The 19855-nt window shown below is 66.3% G+C and carries 18 protein-coding genes; 4 read left to right on the forward strand and 14 right to left on the reverse strand.

Translation table 11 applies throughout. From position 1 onward, the window contains the following. Positions 1-1277, forward strand: a 1277-nt coding sequence (locus AC5RTS_RS15875; RefSeq protein ID WP_493992980.1) for a hypothetical protein, incomplete at its 5' end; no start/stop codon positions are given. Here the strand turns inward: AC5RTS_RS15875 and AC5RTS_RS15880 are convergent. After that, a complete protein-coding gene (locus AC5RTS_RS15880; protein ID WP_493993016.1) occupies positions 1274-2062 on the reverse strand; it encodes a redox-sensing transcriptional repressor Rex in 789 nt (262 codons plus the stop codon). The two genes, AC5RTS_RS15875 and AC5RTS_RS15880, sit on opposite strands and share 4 nt — an antisense overlap. Next, a complete protein-coding gene (locus AC5RTS_RS15885) occupies positions 2062-2313 on the reverse strand; it encodes a glutaredoxin family protein (RefSeq protein WP_493992981.1) in 252 nt (83 codons plus the stop codon). Before AC5RTS_RS15885 ends, AC5RTS_RS15880 begins: the two co-directional genes overlap by 1 nt. 66 nt (positions 2314-2379) lie before the next feature. On the opposite strand from AC5RTS_RS15885, the gene AC5RTS_RS15890 reads away from it, so the two are divergent. Next, complete coding sequence (locus tag AC5RTS_RS15890) at positions 2380-3192, forward strand: HAD family hydrolase (protein WP_493992982.1); 813 nt, start codon at positions 2380-2382, stop codon at positions 3190-3192. A gap of 212 nt (positions 3193-3404) precedes the next feature. Here the strand turns inward: AC5RTS_RS15890 and AC5RTS_RS15895 are convergent, their stop codons facing one another. The 5 genes from AC5RTS_RS15895 to AC5RTS_RS15915 all read right to left on the reverse strand — a co-directional run bounded on the left by AC5RTS_RS15895 (position 3405) and on the right by AC5RTS_RS15915 (position 7308). Then, positions 3405-3503 (reverse strand): 30S ribosomal protein bS22, encoded by a 99-nt coding sequence (locus AC5RTS_RS15895; protein ID WP_003792170.1) that lies wholly within the window; start codon positions 3501-3503, stop codon positions 3405-3407. Between the two features lie 181 nt (positions 3504-3684). Beyond that, the gene (locus AC5RTS_RS15900; protein WP_227902479.1) at positions 3685-3897 is read right to left on the reverse strand and encodes a helix-turn-helix domain-containing protein; all 213 of its coding nucleotides are present in this window, start codon (positions 3895-3897) and stop codon (positions 3685-3687) included. A 207-nt stretch (positions 3898-4104) separates the two neighbouring features. Continuing rightward, positions 4105-5445, reverse strand: coding sequence for an NADP-specific glutamate dehydrogenase (gdhA, locus tag AC5RTS_RS15905; RefSeq protein WP_493992983.1), 1341 nt, complete (start codon positions 5443-5445; stop codon positions 4105-4107). 118 nt (positions 5446-5563) lie between these two features. Then, on the reverse strand, positions 5564-6046 hold the full coding sequence (locus tag AC5RTS_RS15910) for an ArsR/SmtB family transcription factor (protein WP_493992984.1): 483 nt from the start codon (positions 6044-6046) through the stop codon (positions 5564-5566). A 53-nt stretch (positions 6047-6099) separates the two neighbouring features. Beyond that, complete coding sequence (locus tag AC5RTS_RS15915; RefSeq protein WP_493992985.1) at positions 6100-7308, reverse strand: acetoin utilization protein AcuC; 1209 nt, start codon at positions 7306-7308, stop codon at positions 6100-6102. A gap of 152 nt (positions 7309-7460) precedes the next feature. On the opposite strand from AC5RTS_RS15915, the gene AC5RTS_RS15920 reads away from it, so the two are divergent. Next, a complete protein-coding gene (locus tag AC5RTS_RS15920) occupies positions 7461-8870 on the forward strand; it encodes a TrkH family potassium uptake protein (protein ID WP_493992986.1) in 1410 nt (469 codons plus the stop codon). Then, positions 8863-9531 carry a potassium channel family protein gene (locus AC5RTS_RS15925; RefSeq protein WP_227902487.1) on the forward strand — a complete coding sequence of 223 codons (669 nt, stop codon included), beginning with the start codon at positions 8863-8865 and terminating at the stop codon, positions 9529-9531. The genes AC5RTS_RS15920 and AC5RTS_RS15925 overlap by 8 nt, the downstream gene beginning before the upstream one ends. 37 nt (positions 9532-9568) lie before the next feature. Here AC5RTS_RS15925 and proC read toward each other — a convergent pair whose 3' ends face one another. From proC to trhO, 7 genes are all read right to left on the reverse strand, one after another. After that, entirely contained in the window at positions 9569-10414 is an 846-nt protein-coding gene (gene proC, locus AC5RTS_RS15930; RefSeq protein WP_493992987.1) for a pyrroline-5-carboxylate reductase, read from the reverse strand. A 50-nt stretch (positions 10415-10464) separates the two neighbouring features. Further along, on the reverse strand, positions 10465-11292 hold the full coding sequence (locus AC5RTS_RS15935) for a sugar phosphate isomerase/epimerase family protein (RefSeq protein WP_493992988.1): 828 nt from the start codon (positions 11290-11292) through the stop codon (positions 10465-10467). Then, entirely contained in the window at positions 11293-12330 is a 1038-nt protein-coding gene (locus AC5RTS_RS15940) for a Ppx/GppA phosphatase family protein (RefSeq protein ID WP_493992989.1), read from the reverse strand. A 27-nt stretch (positions 12331-12357) separates the two neighbouring features. Then, entirely contained in the window at positions 12358-15093 is a 2736-nt protein-coding gene (topA, locus tag AC5RTS_RS15945) for a type I DNA topoisomerase (RefSeq protein ID WP_493992990.1), read from the reverse strand. A 178-nt stretch (positions 15094-15271) separates the two neighbouring features. Next, complete coding sequence (locus tag AC5RTS_RS15950) at positions 15272-16894, reverse strand: DUF7059 domain-containing protein (RefSeq protein WP_493992991.1); 1623 nt, start codon at positions 16892-16894, stop codon at positions 15272-15274. Positions 16895-16933: 39 nt separating this feature from the next. Continuing rightward, positions 16934-18778 (reverse strand): FAD-binding protein, encoded by a 1845-nt coding sequence (locus AC5RTS_RS15955; protein ID WP_493992992.1) that lies wholly within the window; start codon positions 18776-18778, stop codon positions 16934-16936. Positions 18779-18941: 163 nt separating this feature from the next. Then, positions 18942-19835, reverse strand: a complete 894-nt coding sequence (gene trhO, locus AC5RTS_RS15960; protein WP_493992993.1) for an oxygen-dependent tRNA uridine(34) hydroxylase TrhO — start codon at positions 19833-19835, stop codon at positions 18942-18944. Positions 19836-19855: the final 20 nt, after the last annotated feature.

The raw sequence follows: 19855 nt of genomic DNA on the forward strand, positions 1-19855 counted from the left end.
TCCGCACTCAGAACACGGCCCGCGCCGGAGCCGTCCGAGTCCGCACCGGAGCCCACGCGGCCTCCGTCCGTACCCAAAACACCGCCCGCGCCGGAGCCCTCCGGGTCCAGTCCGGGGCACGTGTCACCGCCAACCACATCCACGCCGGAGCCATCCGCACTCAGAACACGGCCCGCGCCGGAGCCGTCCGAGTCCGCACCGGAGCCCACGCGGCCTCCGTCCGTACCCAAAACACCGCCCGCGCCGGAGCGGCCAGGGTCCAGGCCGGAGCACGCACCACCGCCAACCACATCCACGCCGGAGCCGTCCGAACCCAAAACACCATCCGCGCCGGCGCCCTCCGAGTCCGCACCGGCGCACACGCAGCCTCCGTCCATACCCAAAACACCGCCCGCGCCGGAGCGGCTAGGGTCCAGGCCGGAGCACGCACCACCGCCAACCACATCCACGCCGGAGCTGTCCGAACCCAAAACACCATCCGCGCCGGGGCCCTCCGAGTCCGCACCGGAGCCCACGCGGCCTCCGTCCATACCCAAAACACCGCCCGCGCCGGAGCGGCCAGGGTCCAGGCCGGAGCACGCACCACCGCCAACCACATCCACGCCGGAGCCGTCCGAACCCAAAACACCGTCCGCGCCGGAGCGGCCAGGGTCCAGGCCGGCGCCCACGCGGCCTCCGTCCGAACCCAAAAGACCGCCCGTGCCGGAGCCGTCAAAGTCCAAGCCGGCGCCCACGCCGCTTCGGTCAAGGTACAGGCAGGTGCCCGGTCCGCCGCCCGCCGGGTCGGTACCGTGGCGCGCAGCGTGGAACGCAGGTTGCCCTCCCGCACAGGCAATCCGGTTCCGGTCATCGTTACCGCTTACCTGCTGATTGCCGGCGCGGGCGTCATGAACCTGGCGGTCACGCTGACGGCGATTGCGAGGATGCCTTTCAATGACGATCTGCCGCCGTATCTTGCCCTGCTGGAGCGATACGGTTTCAACGGATCCCTGTATGCCAAGATCATTGCGGCCGTGGATGTCGCCTACGCCGTGGTAATTTTCGGGATCGCGCTGTTGTTCGCCACGCTGCTTCGGGAAAGGCGCCGGTGGGCCCGGGTGGCCACCGCCGTGCTGGCCGCCGCAGCGCTTTTCTACGGCATCAACCTGGGCACCGGGTGGCAGCTCACCTCAGCGATACTCGCCGCAGCCGGGGCAGCCCTGAGTTTCACCAAAGGGGCCGCACCGTGGTTCCGCCCCCGCCGTTTGCAGGCCGGGACAGTGCCCCGCAGCAGCTAGCGTTCCAGCCGGGCGCGGGCGGCTATTTCCGAGACCCGGGCACGCTGGGCGTGGTAGGCAAGAATCTGTAGTTCCGTGGCCATATCCACCTTGCGGATCTGAACGTTCTTGGGTGCTTGGAGGACCACCGGCGCAAAGCTGAGGATACTGGTGATGCCCGCGGCAATCAGTCGGTCGCAGAGGTCCTGTGCGACCTCGGCGGGTACCGACAGAACCGCCATATTTGCCTCGGTTTTCTCCAGTTCCTCCTCCAGAACGGAGACGGGCCGGATCTTCAGCCCACCTACGTCCTCGCCTATCACCGTCCGGTCCGCGTCAAACAACGCCACAACTTCGAAACCACGCGTGCCGAAACCTGGGTATCCCGCAAGTGCCCGGCCCAGGTTGCCGGCACCCACAATGGCAACACGCCAGTTTTGGGTCAGCCCCAGGGCGGCGGCAATCTGCCCGCTGAGGTAGGACACGTCATATCCCACTCCCCTGGTTCCGTAGGAGCCCAAATAGGAGAGGTCCTTGCGCAGCATCGGGGAATTCACGCCTGCTGCTTCGGCCAGCTCCTCCGAGGAAACCCGCTCGACGCCGTCGGCCAGCATCACGGACAGGGCACGGAGGTAGATGGTGAGACGGGCCAGGGAAGCCGGCGGAATGTGCCGCTTCACGCCTGCCGTTGACGCACCGGTCACAGGCGCACCCGTCACAGTCGGGCCGGTCACGGTCCGGCCGCTGGGGGCCGCGGCCGGCTTCCATGCCCCGGCTTCGCCGGATCGGACCTCGTCGGGTTCCATCATGTCTCCAGAAGGTGCCGAAGCCGCGTTTCGTCTATCGTCCAGAAATCGCGCTGGACGCCGTCAATAAACAGCACCGGAATCTCTTCACCGAAACGGGCTGCAAGCTCCGGCTCATCGTCCGCGCTGCGTTCCTGCCAAGGGACTCCCAGCTCCTGGCCTACGCGCTGAAGCACCTTGCGGGCATCCTCACACAGGTGGCATCCGGGGCGGGTCAGGAGAACAACTTCCGGTCCTGCAGATTCACTCATAAGTCCAAAATAGCCTCAAATTCCCGATTGTCCGCGCTCGGGCCCCGTTTTGCGTAGACTCGGATTATGCCCCGATCCACTGCTGTCCGAGCCAACGGAACCACGGCTGCGGCGGGCAAACCGGGCGAGGCTGCCTTCTTCGACGTGGACAACACGCTGATGCGTGGCGCAAGTCTTTTCCATGTTGGACGCAAAATGTACCAGCGCAGGGTCTTTACCCTCCGTGAAGCTGCGGGTTTCGCTCGGAAACAACTGCGCTTCATCCTGCAGGGCGAGAACCTGAAGGACGTACATTCCGTTCGGGACGCTGCGCTGGCGTTCGCCGTCGGCCTGTCTTCGGAAGATGTCCGGACACTCGGCGAAGAGGTCTACGACGAGATGATCGTCTCGAAGATCTGGCCAGGCACCCGTGCCCTCACCGAACAGCACATGAAGTCCGGCCGCCCGGTCTGGCTGGTCACCGGAACGCCCGTGGAGGTGGCTTCCGTCATCGCTTCCCGGCTGAACCTTACGGGCGCGCTGGGCACGGTCAGCGAAGTCACCGACGGCCTCTATACCGGCCGCCTCGTCGGCGAGTTCCTGCACGGGCCGGCGAAGGCTGCCGGCGTCCGCGCCCTGGCAGAGAAGGAAGGGCTCGACCTGCAGAACTGCTGGGCCTACAGCGACTCCTACAACGACGTGCCGCTCCTGAGCCTGGTGGGCCATCCAGTGGCCATCAATCCGGACGCACGCCTCCGCCGCCATGCCCGAGACAGGAACTGGCCGATCTACGACTTCCGTTCCGGCCGGCGCGCCGCCACCCTGGGCCTGAAATCCGCCACGGTGGCCGGAGCGGCCTATGGCCTGTGGCGCGGCCTGGGCTGGGTGCGTTCGCGCTAGCCCCGTTAGAGCCCGCGCCCGCCCCCGCGCCCGCGCCCGCCCTGCCAGGCGCTTTTCAGCACAGGTGCCACTTTGTCCGGGGCGTTCCACTTGGCCGGAGCTTAAAAAACCGGAGCCCGCCTATCCACAGGGGACTGGCGGGCTCTGCCGCAGTTGCGCGTATCCTGCACGAAACAGGGCCGGCAACTGACTGCGGTCGCTGAAAGAAGTGGTTACTTCTTATTGCGACGCTGGTGACGGGTCTTGCGAAGCAGTTTACGGTGCTTCTTCTTGGCCATACGCTTGCGGCGCTTCTTGATTACTGAACCCACAGAGTCCTCACAAACTATTAGGAGTCACCGGCATCCTTCCCCTGAAGCCGTGGGCGCAGGGGTTGAACACCGGCAGTTACTTGCGATTAAAAACGTTCCTTAACAGGGTACAGCGTCGTTGCTGCAGAAATTGACAGCGGGAGCCTGAGCACCGGAACGGCGGTTACGTGCGGCGCCACGGCTAAGCCGTGTCTGACCGCCGGTCTATGACGGCATCACGCAGCACCTTCTGAACTGCCGATTCCGGCACCCGGTAGGAGCGTCCGAAGCGGACGGCCGGCAGGTCACCGGAGTGGACCAGCCGATACACCGTCATCTTTGACACGCGCATGACGTCGGCGACTTCCGACACCGTCAGAAACCGCACATCCGAGAAGTTCCCCTCGTCTGCCATCTATTCCTGTTCCTTTGCTCAATAAGCTGCTGCCCGCAGCAGCGGCATTCGCGGAACGCCTGCGGGACATCTTTTGGGAAAACACTTCACCGGACTTCCGGCGACGTACGTCACAGATGTCCCCGTATTGTCCCTACTGTAGTGGCTGAAGTAACCATAGTGGAAGTTCCTTCCACCGGGTCCGCCGCACACTGGCGGAAGAGGCGCCTAGATGACGCCCTGAGCCAGCATGGCGTCCGCAACCTTTACGAACCCGCTGATGTTGGCACCCACCACATAGTCTCCCGGGGAACCGTATTCCTCGGCGGTCCTGGCGCACCGCTCATGGATGTTGACCATGATTTCGCTGAGCCGGCGTTCGGTGTGCTCGAAGGACCAGGAGTCCCGGCTGGCGTTCTGCTGCATTTCCAGCGCAGAGGTGGCGACGCCCCCGGCGTTGGCCGCCTTGCCCGGTCCGAACAGCACACCGGCGTTTTGGAAGGCACTGATGGCCGCGGGGGTGCAGGGCATGTTCGCGCCTTCGGCCACCGCGCGGACACCGGATTTGATCAGTGCCGTCGCGTCGTCTTCGTTCAGTTCGTTCTGCGTAGCGCAGGGCAGGGCGACGCCGGCCCCTGCGTCCCAGATGGACCCGCCGGAGACGTACCGCACATGCGCGCCGCGACGCTCCGCATATTCGGAAATCCGCCCGCGCTCGGTTTCCTTGATCTGGCGCAGCAGCGGCACATCAATGCCCTTTTCATCCACCACGTAACCCGAGGAATCCGAACATGCCACCACCGTGGCACCGAGGCTTTGTGCCTTATCGATGGCGTTGACGGCCACGTTGCCCGAGCCGGAGACAATGACCCGCTGACCGTCCAGGCTCATGCCTTTGGTCTTGAGCATCTCCTGCACAAACATCACCGCACCGTAGCCGGTGGCCTCCGGGCGCACCAGGGACCCTCCCCAGCTCACCCCCTTGCCGGTGAGCACCCCGGACTCGTACCGGTTGGTGATGCGTTTGTACTGGCCAAACAGGTACCCGATCTCCCGTCCGCCCACGCCGATATCACCGGCTGGCACGTCCGTGTATTCGCCGATGTGCCGGTACAGCTCCGTCATAAAGGACTGGCAGAAACGCATCACCTCGGCATCGGACTTGCCGCGCGGATCAAAGTCCGAGCCGCCTTTGCCTCCGCCGATAGGCATGCCGGTCAGGGCATTCTTGAAAATCTGCTCGAATCCGAGGAACTTGACGATGCCCAGGTAGACGGAGGGATGGAAGCGCAGTCCGCCTTTGTAGGGACCCAGCGCGGAGTTGAACTCCACCCGGAACCCGCGGTTGATCTGGACCTGCCCCTTGTCATCGACCCAGGGCACCCGGAAGATGATCTGCCGTTCCGGCTCGCAGATCCGCTGCAAAATGGCCGCTTCGGCGAACTCCGGATGCTTGCGGAGCACGGGGGCGAGGGAGTCAAAGACTTCCACCACCGCCTGGTGGAATTCCGTTTCGCCCGGATTCCGGCGGAATACGTCGTCCCGCACGCGTGTAAGTACACGTTCCATATGCTGTTGCTCCTTATGCGTCTGGTTCCCCCGGTACGCACTACGCTAATACCGCGTCCGCCGTGGCGCGATGCGGGGCGTAACGAACGCGAGCAAAAGGCCGGGCTAAGGAAAGCGGCTAGGGGCGGCGGCGGCGGAACTTGGGCAGCTGGCCCAGAAGATCCGCAGCCCGTTCGGCGGCACGGCCCACGGTCCGGCCCAGGTGCTGGACGCCCGCGTCCACGGGCAGCGGCCGTGCTTCGGCTGCACCGGATACCAGCGCACCGGAGGCGGCGGCAGCGGCGCTCTGGGCGGGTCCGGCGGATACCGCAGCCAGGCGGGGAGCCTGCTCCATCATGGACGGCAGGCTGAAGGCACGCAGCCACAGTGCCAGCTCTTCCAGCGGCGCTGCCTGCAGCGAATAGTATCGGCGCTGGCCTTCGGCCCGCATGGTGACGAGTCCGGCTTCGCGCAGCACCTTCAGGTGCTTGGAGACGGTCGGCTGGCTGACCTCGAGTTCCTCCACCAGTGTTCCCACGGATTTGTCGCCCGTCCGCAGCGCACCCAGGATCTCCCGGCGCGTTCCTTCCGCGATCACTGCAAATACATCGTCAAAGACCATGGGATTTACCCTAACCGCATATGCCTGGCGGGGCATACCGGTGTGACGCGGGTCTAATCAAACCAGGGATCCAGCCCGTGCAGCGGGAACAGCTCCTTACGCGTGGACATGACCGTCCGGTCGATCTCGTCATTGGGGTCGTAACCGACTTCCCAGGACCGCCACCAGAGGTCCACTCCGTCACCCATCGTCTCCCCGCAGGTGACCCCGTGCTTCTCCAGCACGTAATCGCGCCAGGAGGAGGGCAGCGGGGTGGCCGGGCGCACCTTGCCGTTGACGGCCACGGACATCAGGAGCGCCCAGGAGCGGGGTACCACCGAGGCCACGTTGTATCCGCCCCCGCCGGTGGCGATCCAACGCCCTTCACACAGCCGGCCGGCCAGGTCGCTGATGGTCAGCGCAGCCTGGCGCTGCGCCTCGACGCTGATCCGCAGGCTGGTCAGCGGGTCATCGGTGTGGCTGTCACAGCCGTGCTGGCTGACTATCACTTCCGGAGCGAACGCCTCCGTCAGCTGCGGAACGACGGCGTGGAAGGCACGCAGCCAGCCGGCATCGGAGGTGCGGGCTGGCAGGGCAATGTTCACCGCGGTGCCTTCGACTCCCTTGCCGCCGGTCTCATTGGCGAAACCGGTGCCGGGGAAAAGCGTCAGTCCGGTCTCGTGCAGCGAAATGGTCATTACCCGCGGGTCGTCCCAGAAAATGTTCTGTGTGCCGTCGCCGTGGTGGGCATCGACGTCGATATAGACCACCCGTTGTACGCCCTTGGCCAGCAGGCGGGCGACGGCGGCCGCGGCGTCGTTGTAAATGCAGAAACCGGACGCCTTCTCCCGCCCGGCATGGTGCATGCCGCCGGAGAAGTTCACTGCGTGCAGCACACTGCCGGACAACACGGCATCGGCTGCGGCGAGGGACCCGCCCACCAGCCGTGCACTCGCCTCATGCATTCCGGCGAACGCCGGGGTGTCTTCGGTGCCCAAGCCCATACTCTGGTTGCTCCCGGCCGGATCCGCGCTGGCAGCCTGTACGGCACTGACATATTCATAACTGTGCACGGTCAGCAGGTCCGCAGCGGCGGCGACGTAGGGCTGCTCCAGCCGCACCCCCTCGACGTCGAACAGTCCCAGTTCCCGGGCCAGCCGGGCGGTGAGTTCAAGGCGTGCCGGGGCCATCGGATGTCCCGGCCCGAAGTTGTAGGCCAGCAGGGATTCATCCCAGACAATGCACGTTGGCATAACGGGAAGGCTGAGCCCGGAACTGATCATGCAGACAGGCTACGCGATGTGGGGGTTACCCTGATATTGGTGTCCGCGCGTATCCGCCGGATCAGGTGTCTTACGAGCCCCAACTGCTGTGCTGAATTCTCAACCGTGCTGAACCCCTGCGGACAAGAAACTGGAACTGGAACGACTTGAATATGCCATTGCCTCCGCAGCGTCAGCTGCGCACGGAGCAACGCACCGGCCCCGCGGTGATCACCGCGGTCCGGGACTTCGCCGCAGGTCTGTTCAGCGGCCGGCCGGCACGGCTGGCCCTGTTCGTCTTTACGCTCGTTATCCTCTTGTTCACCGCACTGCTGAGCCTGCCGGCTGCCACGAGCAGCGGCCAGCCCTCACCGCTGCACGACGCGTTCTTCACTGCGGTCTCCGCCGTCTGCGTCACCGGACTCACCGTTGTTTCCACCGCCACCTACTGGTCCGCCTTCGGGCAGGTAATGATCCTGATCGCCATCCAGGTGGGCGGGCTGGGCATCCTCACCCTGGCGTCCCTGCTGGCCCTGGCCGTGAACAAACGCCTCGGCGTGCGCGGAAAGCTCCTTGCCCAGGAAGGCATGAACACCGGGCGGCTGGGCGAGGTGGGCCATCTGCTCCGCATTGTCTTCAGCACCGCCGTCATTATTGAACTCGCACTGGCGCTGGTCCTGGCGCCCCGGTTCATGATCTTGGGCGAGTCCTTCGGCCAGGCCGTGTGGCACGCCGTGTTCTACTCCGTTTCGGCGTTCAACAACGCCGGATTCACCCCGCACTCCGACGGTCTGGTGCCCTATGACGAGGACCTGTGGATCCTCATCCCGCTGATGCTGGGGGTCTTCATCGGCTCCCTCGGCTTCCCGGTGATCATGGTCCTCATCAGCACCCGGCACCGCATCAGCAAATGGAACCTGCACACCAAGCTGACCGTGCTGGTCTCCCTGATTCTGCTGGTGGTAGGAGCGCTGGTCTGGGCCGCCTTCGAATGGTTCAACACCCGCACCATCGGTGACCTTTCCGTGGGGGACAAGATCATCCATGCCATCTTCGCTTCGGTGATGACCCGCTCCGGCGGTTTCAACCTGGTCTCCATGTCCGATCTTGATTCGAGCACCCTGCTGGTCACGGACATGCTGATGTTTGCCGGCGGCGGCTCGGCGTCCACGGCCGGCGGCATCAAGGTCACCACCATCGCGGTCCTGTTCCTGGCGATCGTGGCAGAAGCACGCGGTGATGCCGATGTGCGGGCCTTCGGCCGGACCATTCCGCAAAGCGCAATGCGCGTGGCCATTTCGGTAACCATCCTGGGCGCCACCCTGGTGTCCGTGGCCACCCTGGCGTTGCTGGTGATCACCGATGAGACCCTGCAGCCGGTGCTGTTCGAGGTCATTTCCGCGTTCGCTACGGTGGGCCTGAGCACCGGGCTGAGTGAAATCCTGCCGCCGTCGGGCAAATACGTGCTTGCCCTGCTGATGTTCGCCGGCCGCGTCGGCACCATCACCCTCGCCGCGGCGCTGGCCGTACGCCACCGCACCACGCTTTACCATTTCCCCGAAGAAAGGCCGATCATTGGCTGACAGACCCGCCCACAACGCCCCGGTACTGGTCATTGGACTGGGCCGCTTCGGCGCCGCCACCGCCGAGCAGCTGGTCCGGCAGGGCCGCGAAGTCCTGGCCGTGGAACGCGACCCGGAACTGGTGCAGAAGGCCTCCGGCATCCTCACCCACGTGGTGCAGGCAGACGCCACCAACATTGAGGCCCTCAAGCAGCTGGGTGCCGAGGACTTTTCCGCGGCCGTGGTGGGTGTAGGCACCTCGATCGAGTCCAGCGTGCTGATCACGGTGAACCTGGTGGACCTGGGCATTGAACACCTGTGGGTCAAGGCCATCACCCCGGCGCACGGCAAGATCCTCACCCGGATCGGTGCCAACCACGTCATTTACCCCGAGGCCGACGCCGGACGCCGTGCCGCACACCTGGTGGGCGGCCGGATGCTGGACTTCATCGAATTCGACGACGGCTTCGCCATCGTCAAAATGCATCCGCCCAAGGAAACCCAGGGCTTCACCCTGGGCGAGGCGAACGTCCGGGCCAAATACGGCGTGACGGTGGTCGGCGTGAAATCCCCGGGAGAGGACTTCACCTATGCGCAGCCGGACACCAAGGTCTCCAGCCGGGACACCCTGATCGTGGCCGGCCACGTGGATCTGCTGGAACGCTTCGCCGCGCGGCCGTAAGGGCCAGCCGGGCCGGACGCCGCCCTGGGTGTAGAACCTAGGCGGTGAGCTGGGCCGTGATTTCCTCGGCGCGGGCCGCCGCCGCGCGGGCACCTGCCTCGATAATGCCCGGCAGGTCCTGCTCGTCGAAGGTCCTGATGGCCGCTTCGGTGGTGCCGTTGGGGCTGGTGACACCGCGGCGCAGTGCCGGGGCGTCCGCGTCGGGCTCGGCGAGCATGTACCCGGCCCCGGCCACCGTTTCGCGGGCCAGGAGCGCCGAAAGGTCCGAGTCCAGACCGAGCTCGACGCCGGCCCGTGCCATGGCTTCGGCAAGGTAGAACGCGTAGGCGGGGCCGGAGCCGCTGACGGCAGACACTGCATCGACCTGCTCTTCGGGCACCTCCACCACCGTGCCGGTCGCTGAGAGGACCTGCCGGGCCAGCTCCATGGCTTCGGGGTTGGCGGCACTGCCCGCGGAAATCGATACCACGCCGCGGCCCAGCCGCGACGGCGTGTTCGGCATGGCCCGGATTACCGGCTGGCCCGCCGGAAGCAGCTCCTCCATCAGCGCCAGCGGCACGGCAGCCGCCACACTGAGGACGACGGCGTCCCCGGGGAGAGCAGCGGAAATCTCACGCAGCAGATCGGCAACACCGACAGGCTTGACGCCCACAATCACCAGGTCGGCACCGGCTACCGCCTTGGCGTTGGCGGCGGGATCCTCGCTCCCGGCCAGCACGGTGACGCCATGCGCCGTCCTGAGCTCCTTGGCACGTTCGGCACGGCGGACCGTGGCCGTGACCTGCTCCGGCGCCAGCCCGCCGGCAAGGATGCCGCCAAGAATTGCTTCGTTCATCGAGCCGCAGCCCAGGAATGTCAGTCGGGGGTTCTGTGCACTGTCCATGGCTTCGATTCTGTCATGCGGCGCTCCCGGGACCATTCCCGGGTGCTCCCCTAGCGGGAGAGCCGCGCCTTGGGACGCAAGTGCTCGCGCGCGAACTCCAGGGTCTGCTTGAGCTGTTCCTCGCGGTCGCCGGCGCCCTTGGTCTTCCGGGTGCTGACCTCAATGGCCACCACGCCCTGGAACCGGTTTTCCGCCAGGTAGGAGAGCGCCTCGGCGCAGCGCTGCGTTCCCTCTCCGGGCAGCAGATGCTCGTCCTTGCCGTTGGGCGTGCCGTCGGTGAGGTGGACGTGGCTGAGTCGGTCCCCCAGCTTGCGGATTTCCTCGAAGGAGTCCATTCCGGCGATGGCGGCGTGGGAGAAGTCCCACGTCACGTGGTCATACGGCTCGGGCACCGGGTTCCAGTGCGGCAGGTAGGCCTTGGCTTCCCGCCCCCGGACGCGCCAGGGGTACATGTTTTCCACCGCGATGGTGACGCCGTACTGCTCCGCGATGGTCCGCACCCCCTCGGCGAAATTCTCGGCGTAGCCGGTCTGCCAGCGGAACGGCGGGTGGGTCACCACGGTGGAGGCACCCAGCTCTGCGGCCATGGCGGCGGAGAGCTCAATCTTGGTCCAGGCCTTCCCCCACACCTGCTGGGTCAGCAGGAGCGTCGGGGCATGGATTGCCATGATCGGCTGCTGGTACCGCTCACTCAGCCCGCGGAGGGTATCCGGGTTCTGGCTGATTTGGCTGTTGGTGACCATGACTTCCACGCCGTCGTATCCGAGGTCGCTGGCTACCGCGAAGGCATCATGCACGGAGAGCGGATAGACCGAGGCACTGGAGAGCGCCACCGGGATGGAGGCGGGTTCGGTCGCTGGGAGCGGTGACGTGGGCATTTAGTGGGTCTTTCCGTTGGGGGAAATTCCGGGGACGGCGGGTGATGCAGCGGCGGCCACGAGGAACTCCTCGCCTTCGGCCGGACCGCGGGGCAGCTCGCCGGGGGTTTCGAAGCGCAGGGTGTCGAAGCGCCGCAGAATCAGGCCTTCGCGCAGGGCCCAGGGACAGATCCGCAGGACGGGGACGTCGAAGGCCTCCATGGCCGCCTGCGCCACGAGGGCGCCGGCGAGCATCTGCGGGGCACGCAGCGCGGAGACACCGTCGAGCCGGGACCGGTCCCGGGCACTCATGGCACCGAGCTGCTTGGTCCAGACGGACAGGTCATCGAGGCTGAGCCTGCGGCGGACAAACGGGCCCGCGGCGGACGGGGCAGCGCCGGCAATGCGGGCCAGCGAACGGAAGGTTTTGGACGTTCCGGTCACCAGATCCGGGCGGCCAAAGGGCGAGAATTCCTCAGCCGCCTCCCGCACCTGCTCCCTGATGTATTTGCGCAGCTTCTTGATGCTTTTCGGAGTGGGCGGGTCCTCGGGGAGCCAGTCCCGTGTCAGCCGTCCGGCACCGAGTGGAAGGGACCGGGCAATCTCCGGCAGTTCATCCGCGCCGAGGGCCATCTCAAAGGAGCCTCCGCCGATGTCCAGGTCCAGGATGGTCCCGGCGCCCCAGCCGTACCAGCGCCGGGTTGCCAGGAACGTCATGGCCGCTTCATCCGCGCCGGAGAGTTCCTCCAGCCGCACCGGGGTTTCCCGGTGCACCCGGGCAAGCACCTGGGCGCCGTTGGCCGCCTCGCGGATGGCGGAGGTGGAAAACGCCAGCAGGTCCTGCGCACCGTGCCGGCGGGCGAAATCCCAGGCTTCATTGACGAAACCGATCAGTTCCTGCTGGCCGGCCTCGCTGACGGCGCCGTCCGCATCCAGATAGGAGACCAGCTGCAGCGGACGCTTGTGCGAGGCAAACGGAACCGGGCGGGCACCGGGATGCGCGTCCACCAGCAGCAGGTGGACGGTGTTGGACCCTATGTCGAGGACGCCTAGGCGCATGTTCCCATTATCGCTCTGTCCCGCACGCTACTTCTTCGCCGCTGCCTTCTTGGGGGCTGCACGCTTCCGGGCCGGCTTCTTGGCCGGTCCCTTCTCCCGCTTCTCAGCCAGCAGCTCAATGGCCTGTTCGCGGGTCAGCTCCTCGATGGCGGTGGACCGGGGCACCGTGATGTTCGTAATGCCGTCGGTGATGTAGGGGCCGAAGCGGCCGTCCTTGACCACAATGGGCTTCTCGGACACGGGATCGGTACCGAACTCGGCCAACGGCGCCGCGGCCTGGCGGCCGCCGCGCTGCTTGGGCTGGGAGTAGATTTCCAGCGCCTGCTCCAGCGTGATGGTGAAGATTTCCTCTTCGGTGCCGATGGAGCGGGAATCCGAGCCCTTCTTCAGGTACGGGCCGAAGCGCCCGTTCTGCACGGTGATCTCGTTGCCCTCGGCATCGGTGCCCAGGACGCGCGGCAGCTTCATCAGCTTCAGCGCCTCCTCAAGGGTGACCGTTTCCACGCTCATGGACTTGAACAGCGAGCCGGTGCGCGGCTTGACCTTCACCGGCTTCTTCGGTGGCTTGGGCTTGCCGTTCTTGTAGTACTCGACCGGCTGGTTGGCCAGTTCCTCTTCGGTGGGTTCCGGGATGAGCTCAATGACGTACGGGCCGTAGCGGCCGTTGCGCGCCACGATGGTGCGTCCGGTCTCCGGATCGGTGCCGAGCACGCGTTCCTCGGGGGCCGCGGTTTCCATCAGTTCGATGGCCTTTTCGGCGGTGAGTTCGTCCGGTGCCAGGTCCTCGGGCACGTTCGCCCGCTCCGGCTCGGTGCCCTCCGGGGCATCCGCGGGCAGCGGCCGCTCCAGGTAGGGGCCGAACTTGCCCACACGCAGCATGATGCCGTCGGCAATCTCGATGGAGTTGATGGCCTTGGCGTCGATTTCGCCGAGGTCGTTCACGATGGTGTGCAGGCCGGTTTCAACCCGGTCGCCGTAGTAGAACTGGTTCAGCCATTCCACGCGCCCGGCTTCGCCGCGGGCAATGCGGTCAAGGTCCTCTTCGAGCTCGGCGGTGAAGTCATAGTCCACGTAGTCCGTGAAGTGCTCTTCCAGGAGGCGGACCACGGAGAACGCAATCCAGCTCGGCACCAGTGCCTGGCCGCGGCTGGTGACGTAGCCGCGGTCCATGATGGTGGAAATGGTGGCGGCATAGGTGGACGGACGGCCGATGCCGAGCTCTTCCAGCATCTTCACCAGCGACGCTTCAGTGAACCGCGGGGGCGGCGAGGTTTCGTGGCCGTTGGCGGCAATATCGGTGCCGGTCAGCCGGTCTTCGGCCTTCAGGACCGGAAGGCGTGCGCCCTCGGTGCCCTCGGCGTCGTCGTCCTCGCGGACCGCGTCGCGGCCCTCTTCATAGGCGGCCATAAAGCCGCGGAAGGTGATGACCGTGCCGGAGGCCGAGAACTCGGCGTCGCGGCCGTCCGTGGACACGGCGCCGAGGCGCACGGAAGCGGTGGATCCCTTGGCATCGGCCATCTGCGAAGCGACGGTGCGCTTCCAGATCAGCTCGTAGAGCCGGAACTCGTCACCGCGCAGCGAGGACGCCACCTGGGCCGGGGTCCGGAAGGAGTCACCGGCGGGGCGGATGGCCTCGTGGGCTTCCTGCGCGTTCTTGGACTTGCCCTTGTAGATGCGCTTGGCATCGGGAACGTATTCGGGTCCGTACAGTTCCGAGGCCTGCCGGCGGGCCGCGTTGATGGCCTGGTCCGACAGGGCCGGGGAATCGGTACGCATATAGGTGATGTAGCCGTTTTCATACAGCCGCTGCGCCACCTGCATGGTTACCCGTGAGGAGAAGCGCAGCTTGCGGCCGGCCTCCTGCTGCAGGGTGGAGGTGGTGAACGGCGCCGCGGGACGGCGGGTGTAGGGCTTGGTGTCCACCGAGCGGACAGTGAACGCCGCCGATTCCAGTCCGGCGGCCAGCGAGACGGCCGAGGCCTCGTCCAGGTGGACAGCGGTCTTGGACTTCAGCTCGCCACGGTCGGTGAAATCCTTGCCGGTGGCCACGCGGGCACCGTCAACGGACACCAGGCGGGCCTTGAACTTCTCCGCCGCCTCGGTGGCGAAGGTGCCGATCAGGTCCCAGTACGACGCCGCGCGGAACGCCATGCGTTCGCGCTCACGCTCAACCACCAGCCGGGTGGCAACGGACTGCACACGGCCGGCGGACAGTCCGCGGGCAACCTTGCGCCAGAGCACGGGGGAAATCTCGTAACCGTAGAGACGGTCCAGGATGCGGCGGGTTTCCTGGGCATCCACCATTGCGACGTCGACGTCGCGCATCTCCAGCAGCGCGCGCTGGATTGCCTCGCGGGTGATTTCGGGGAACGTCAGGCGGTGGACCGGAACCTTGGGCTTGAGGACCTGCAGGAGGTGCCAGGCAATGGCCTCGCCTTCACGGTCACCGTCAGTTGCGAGGTAAAGTTCGTCGGCGTCCTTGAGGGCTGCCTTGAGCTCGGCCACCTTCTTCTTTTTGTCCGCGGACACCACGTAATACGGCTCAAAGTCCTTATCCAGGTCCACGGCGAACTTGCCCACAGCCGTCTTTTTCAGCTCGGCAGGCAGGTCGGAGGGCTGGGGAAGGTCACGGATATGTCCCATGGACGCCGTCACCTCGAAACCTTCACCGAGGTACCCGGCGATGGTCTTGCCCTTGGCCGGAGACTCGACAATTACAAGCTTCTTCTTGCCGGTCTTCTTGTCCGTAGCCTTAACTGGCACTGTTCTCCTACGTAACGGGGTGGTTCAAATGGGCGGGGCTGCTTCGTTCCCGGGTGTCCGGCGCATCTCCGATTCGGGCATCGAGTCCGGCTCATCCACAGACAGTATGCGCGATGCCCCAGCACTAGGGTAACCGGAAAGCACGGAAGGTACGTCCCGGCGCTATCCGGTGCACCGCTTATCCGGGTACGGGAATGAGGAAGCCGTCCAAGACAAGGTTACGCACTTCCTGCATCAGGTCTGACGCAAAGTCGGCATCCGTCCGGTCCAGGAGCGCTGCAAGCGCCGATGCTATCTGGCCGGCCGAGAGTTCGCCGTCACAGGCCGAGACAAACCCGGTGAGTTCCGTGCTCATCAGATTGGTCCGCCGCAGCCCTGCGCCTTGCCGGAGCAGGATCACGCCGGGGTGCTCGGCGCCGGGCCGCTGGTGGCGTTCCTCCGTCACGTCCTCGGCCACCAGAAGGTGGGCCGGTGCCAGATCGGGGCTGCCGGCAAGCCATTCGAAGCGTTCGACGGCGGCCTGCAGGTGGGGGCCCACCGGCTGTTCAATGGGGTGGGTGATCTCCTCGAAACGCCGCAGCGCTTCGGCGCCGGGGTTCTGCCGACGGCGTAGCCACACTGAACCGAAGCCCACGGAACCCACGTTCCGGGAGGCGAAGTCCGCGAGGTAGCCGGCATAGGCGTTCACGTAGTCCTCCCGGTCCCGGCCCTGGGCTGCATCGCGGAGCCACATTTCGGCGTATTCCGGCGGGGTGAGGCTCTCCCGCTGGATCACCCACGCATCCGTCCCCTCCGGCAGCCACTGCTCCAGCCGTTCGGACCATTGATCCTCGCGGCCCGCTGGGATCTCCCAGTTGCCGAGCATCTGCGCGGTGCCGCCGGGAGTCAGGACCGTTTCGAGGCCCGAGACCAGGGCAGCCACAATGCCGTCCCCGGCCAGGCCGCCGTCGCGGTAGGTAAACCGGTCCGCGTCCGTTTCGGTTCCGCTGCGCGGAGTGATGACGAAGGGCGGATTGGAAACCACCAGGTCGAACGATTCCCCGTCGACGGGTTCGAGCAGGCTGCCCAGACGCAACGAGAAGCGCTCATCGGGCTGTTCCGGATCGATGCCCAGCTGGGATGCGTTGAGCAGCAGGTTGAACCGGGCGAACGCGAGGGCACGCTCGGAGATATCCGTGGCCGTGACGTGCCGCGCGTGCCGCAGGAGATGGAAGGTCTGGATGCCGCAGCCGGTGCCCAGGTCCAACGCGCGGTCCACCGGAGTCCGCACCGTGAGCTGCGCCAGGCTCAGCGATGCCTGCCCGATGCCCAGCACGTGATCACGCCGCAGCACCCCCGGACGCTGGTGGCTGCCCAGATCGCTGGCCACCCAAAGATCGCCCCCGGGATTCTCCGCCGTGCCGGCTCCGCCGTCGTCGCCAGCGTACGGCCGCAGGTCCACGGCGGCACGGAAGGTGCCGAAGATGCGTCCGCGTTCAATCAGCCCCAGTTCCAGCAGTCCTTCCGTGCCGGTGCGGGGCAGCGCTGCATCCAGCTGCGCACGCTCCACGGTCTCACCCAGCAGCCAGAGCAGGACCGGCAGGGCCAGCCGCCGCGGGTGCTCCGCTTCCGCTTCGGCGCGGCAGGCGAGCAGCGCAGGCACCAGCTGGTCCCGCTGCAGCGCAGCCGATGCGTCATCGCCAAGGAAACCGGCTACGCCGTCAACGGTGTAGCCGGCCTCCCCGAGATCGGCGGCAAGCGCTTTCAGCAGCCAGGTATCCCGGCTGCGGGGCGCGGAGGGCACAAAAGAGAAATCGCTCACCAGCCCAGTCTAGGACGTGCCGCAGACCCTCCCGCCCGCCTAGCCCGCGGCGGGCTCCAGCGGCTCCCCCGTGCCCGCGGCCGACGGCGCGGGCGCGGTGGCGCCGGCACCGGCTGTCCCGGCGCTCCCGGACTCATCGGACCTGCCTGCAGCGTGCCGGGCCGCCCGGTAGCCGAAGACGACGGCGGGGGCGATGGTGGCCCCGGCCCCCGGATAGGTGCGGCCCATCACCGACGCCGTAGTGTTGCCGGCGGCGTAAAGCCCGGGGATCGCGCTGCCGTCCTCCCGCAGGACCCGTGCGTCAGCGTCAGTGACCAGCCCGCCCTTGGTGCCCAGATCCCCCGGATAGAGACGGACAGCCGAGAACGGCCCCTTTTCCAACGGACCGAGGTTCGGGTTGGGCTTCACCCGCGGATCGCTGTAGTAGGTGTCGTACACGGTGTCGCCGCGGTGGAAGTCCTCATCAATCCCGGTCTTCGCGAAGCCGTTGAACCGTTCCACCGTGGCCTGCAGGGCGGCCGGCGGGATCCCCATTTTTTCGGCCAGCCCGGCCAGCGATTCATCCTGCAGCAGCAGGCCCTGGCGCTTCCATTCCTTGCGGCCCTGCAGCAGGGCGTTAAAGAGGTACCGGCGGGAGTGCCGGGCATCGAAAACCAGCCATGCCGGATCCCCGGGGACCTTCCGGTTGTTTTCGAGCATGTGGTGGCCGAAGTCCACATAGGATTCGGACTCGTTCAGGAAGCGTTTGCCCGAAGCATCCACCACCAGGGAAAAGGGCATGGACCGTTCGGCCAGGGTGAAGGTGACCGCACCCTTGGGTCCCACCGTGCTCGGCCCCCACCACGCGTCATCCATCAGGGCCAGGGCTCCCCCGCGGGCGGCCACAATGTCGATGGCCTGGCCCAGGTCGCCGTCCGGCGCTGACGAGTACTCCTTTTCCAAACCTTGGTACTTTCCGCGCCATTCGGCGTTCCGGGCGAAGCCTCCGGCCCCCAGCACCACGCCCCGGCGGGTCCGGATGCGGATCTCCCGTCCCTGACGGCGGATCACCGCCCCGATCACAGCGCCGTCGTCGTCCTGGACCAGGTCCACCAGCGGCGCCGACAGCCAGACGGGGGTCTGCTGGTTGCGCACGATGTACATCAGCGAGGAAGCCAGTGCACCGCCCAGCCCGTAGAGCCGCTTGCCGCGAAGCAGCCCGCCGAGGGTGCGGAAGACAAACCGGGCGCCGCGGATAAAGCCGCTGGGCGTGGACCAGGCCCGGGAGAGTTCCCAGACATCGTCGGTGGCCAGCGGCGCCGGGATCCCCGAGGCGGCCGGCCGGGACTGCTTGAACCAGGGGCCCAGCAGCTTGGTGTCAAAGGCCTTCACCTCGAGGGAACGTCCCACCATGCCGCCGGGCCGGTCCGGGTAGTAATCCGGATAGTCCTTGGACCGCATCCACTGCACCCCCAGGTCCCCCAGGAACGTCACCACCTCGGGGATGGTGTCCAGGAACGCCAGTTTGCGTTCACGGGAGGAAACCGGCCCGACGTCGTCAATCACCTCTTCCATATAGGTGAGCGCGTTCTCCCGGCTGTCCTGCACGCCTGCCTTTTTCATCAGCGGGTTGTTGGGCATCCAGAGCCCTCCGCCGGAAATGGACGTGGTGCCGCCCCAGAGTTTGGTGCTTTCCACCACCAGGACGTCCTGCCCCTCGTCGGCGGCCGTGATTGCCGCTGTCAGGGCTGCGGCGCCGGTTCCCACCACCAGGACATCGACTATCCGGTCCCAGTCCTGCTGTGCCGGCGCTGACCGTGTCCGGCTTGCGGGGGCTGACGGCTTCGTTGCCGCCTGCCCGTTGCCGTTGCTTCCGTTGCCTTCGCTTGCCGCTGCTTCTGCCACTTCTACACATCCCCGCCTCGTGCCGCGCCCGTTCCCGGCTCGCCCGGCGGAAGCCGGGACCGTTCGGGCCTGTCGCGGGCCGTCAGCCCGTGTGCGGGAGACTAGCAGCGGGTTCTGCGGAAGTACACAGTTTTCTTAGGCGGCGGCTAAGTAAGTGCGGCGGCTAGTCCTCGCAGCCGTCCGGGCAGCGCAGGGTGGACGGATCGGAGGCGCAGGCGGCGCAGTAAAGCGTGAGCTTGCGGCAGGACGGATTGGAGCAGTTTTCGAACTTGCTGGTAGGCGCCTCGCAGCGCACGCAGCGGCCGATGGTCACGGCGTCGTCGGTGAACTCGGTGTGCATCCGCTTGTCGAAGACGTACAGGGAGCCCTCCCACAGGCCCTTGTCGCCGTAGGTTTCCCCGTACCGGACAATGCCGCCCTTCATCTGGTAAACCTCTTTGAACCCGCGGTTCACCATCAGGCTGGACAGCACCTCGCAGCGGATGCCGCCGGTGCAGTAGGTGACCACCGGCTTGTCCTTGAGATCGTCATACTTCCCGGATTCCAGCTCGCTGATGAAGTCATGAGTGGTGGACACGTCCGGAACCACCGCGCCCTTGAACTTGCCGATCTGCGCTTCGAAGGCGTTGCGGCCGTCGAAGAAGACCACTTCCTCCCCCGCCTTCTCCTTCTGCTCAACGAGTTCGTGGAGTTCCTCCGGCCGCAGGTGGGTGCCGCCGCCCACCACGCCGTTTTCGTCCACCTTCAATTCCCCGGGCGCACCGAAGCTCACGATTTCCTCGCGGACCTTCACGCTGAGGCGGGGGAAGTCCTCGGCGGAGCCTTCGGAGTACTTCACATCCATCTTCTTGAAGGCGGGGTATTCCCGCGTCGCCTTCACGTAGGCCTTCACCGCGTCCAGGGTGCCGCCCACGGTCCCGTTGATGCCGTCCCGGGAGATCAGGATCCGCCCGCGCAGGCCCAGCTTCTCGCACAGGGTGCGCTGCCAGAGCCGGACGGCGTCGGGATCGGAGAGGGGGGTGAAAGCGTAATACAGTGCAATTCGGTTCAGTGCCACATGTCTAGGGTAGACCGGCG

Source organism: Arthrobacter sp. MDT1-49-2, from assembly GCF_059090185.1.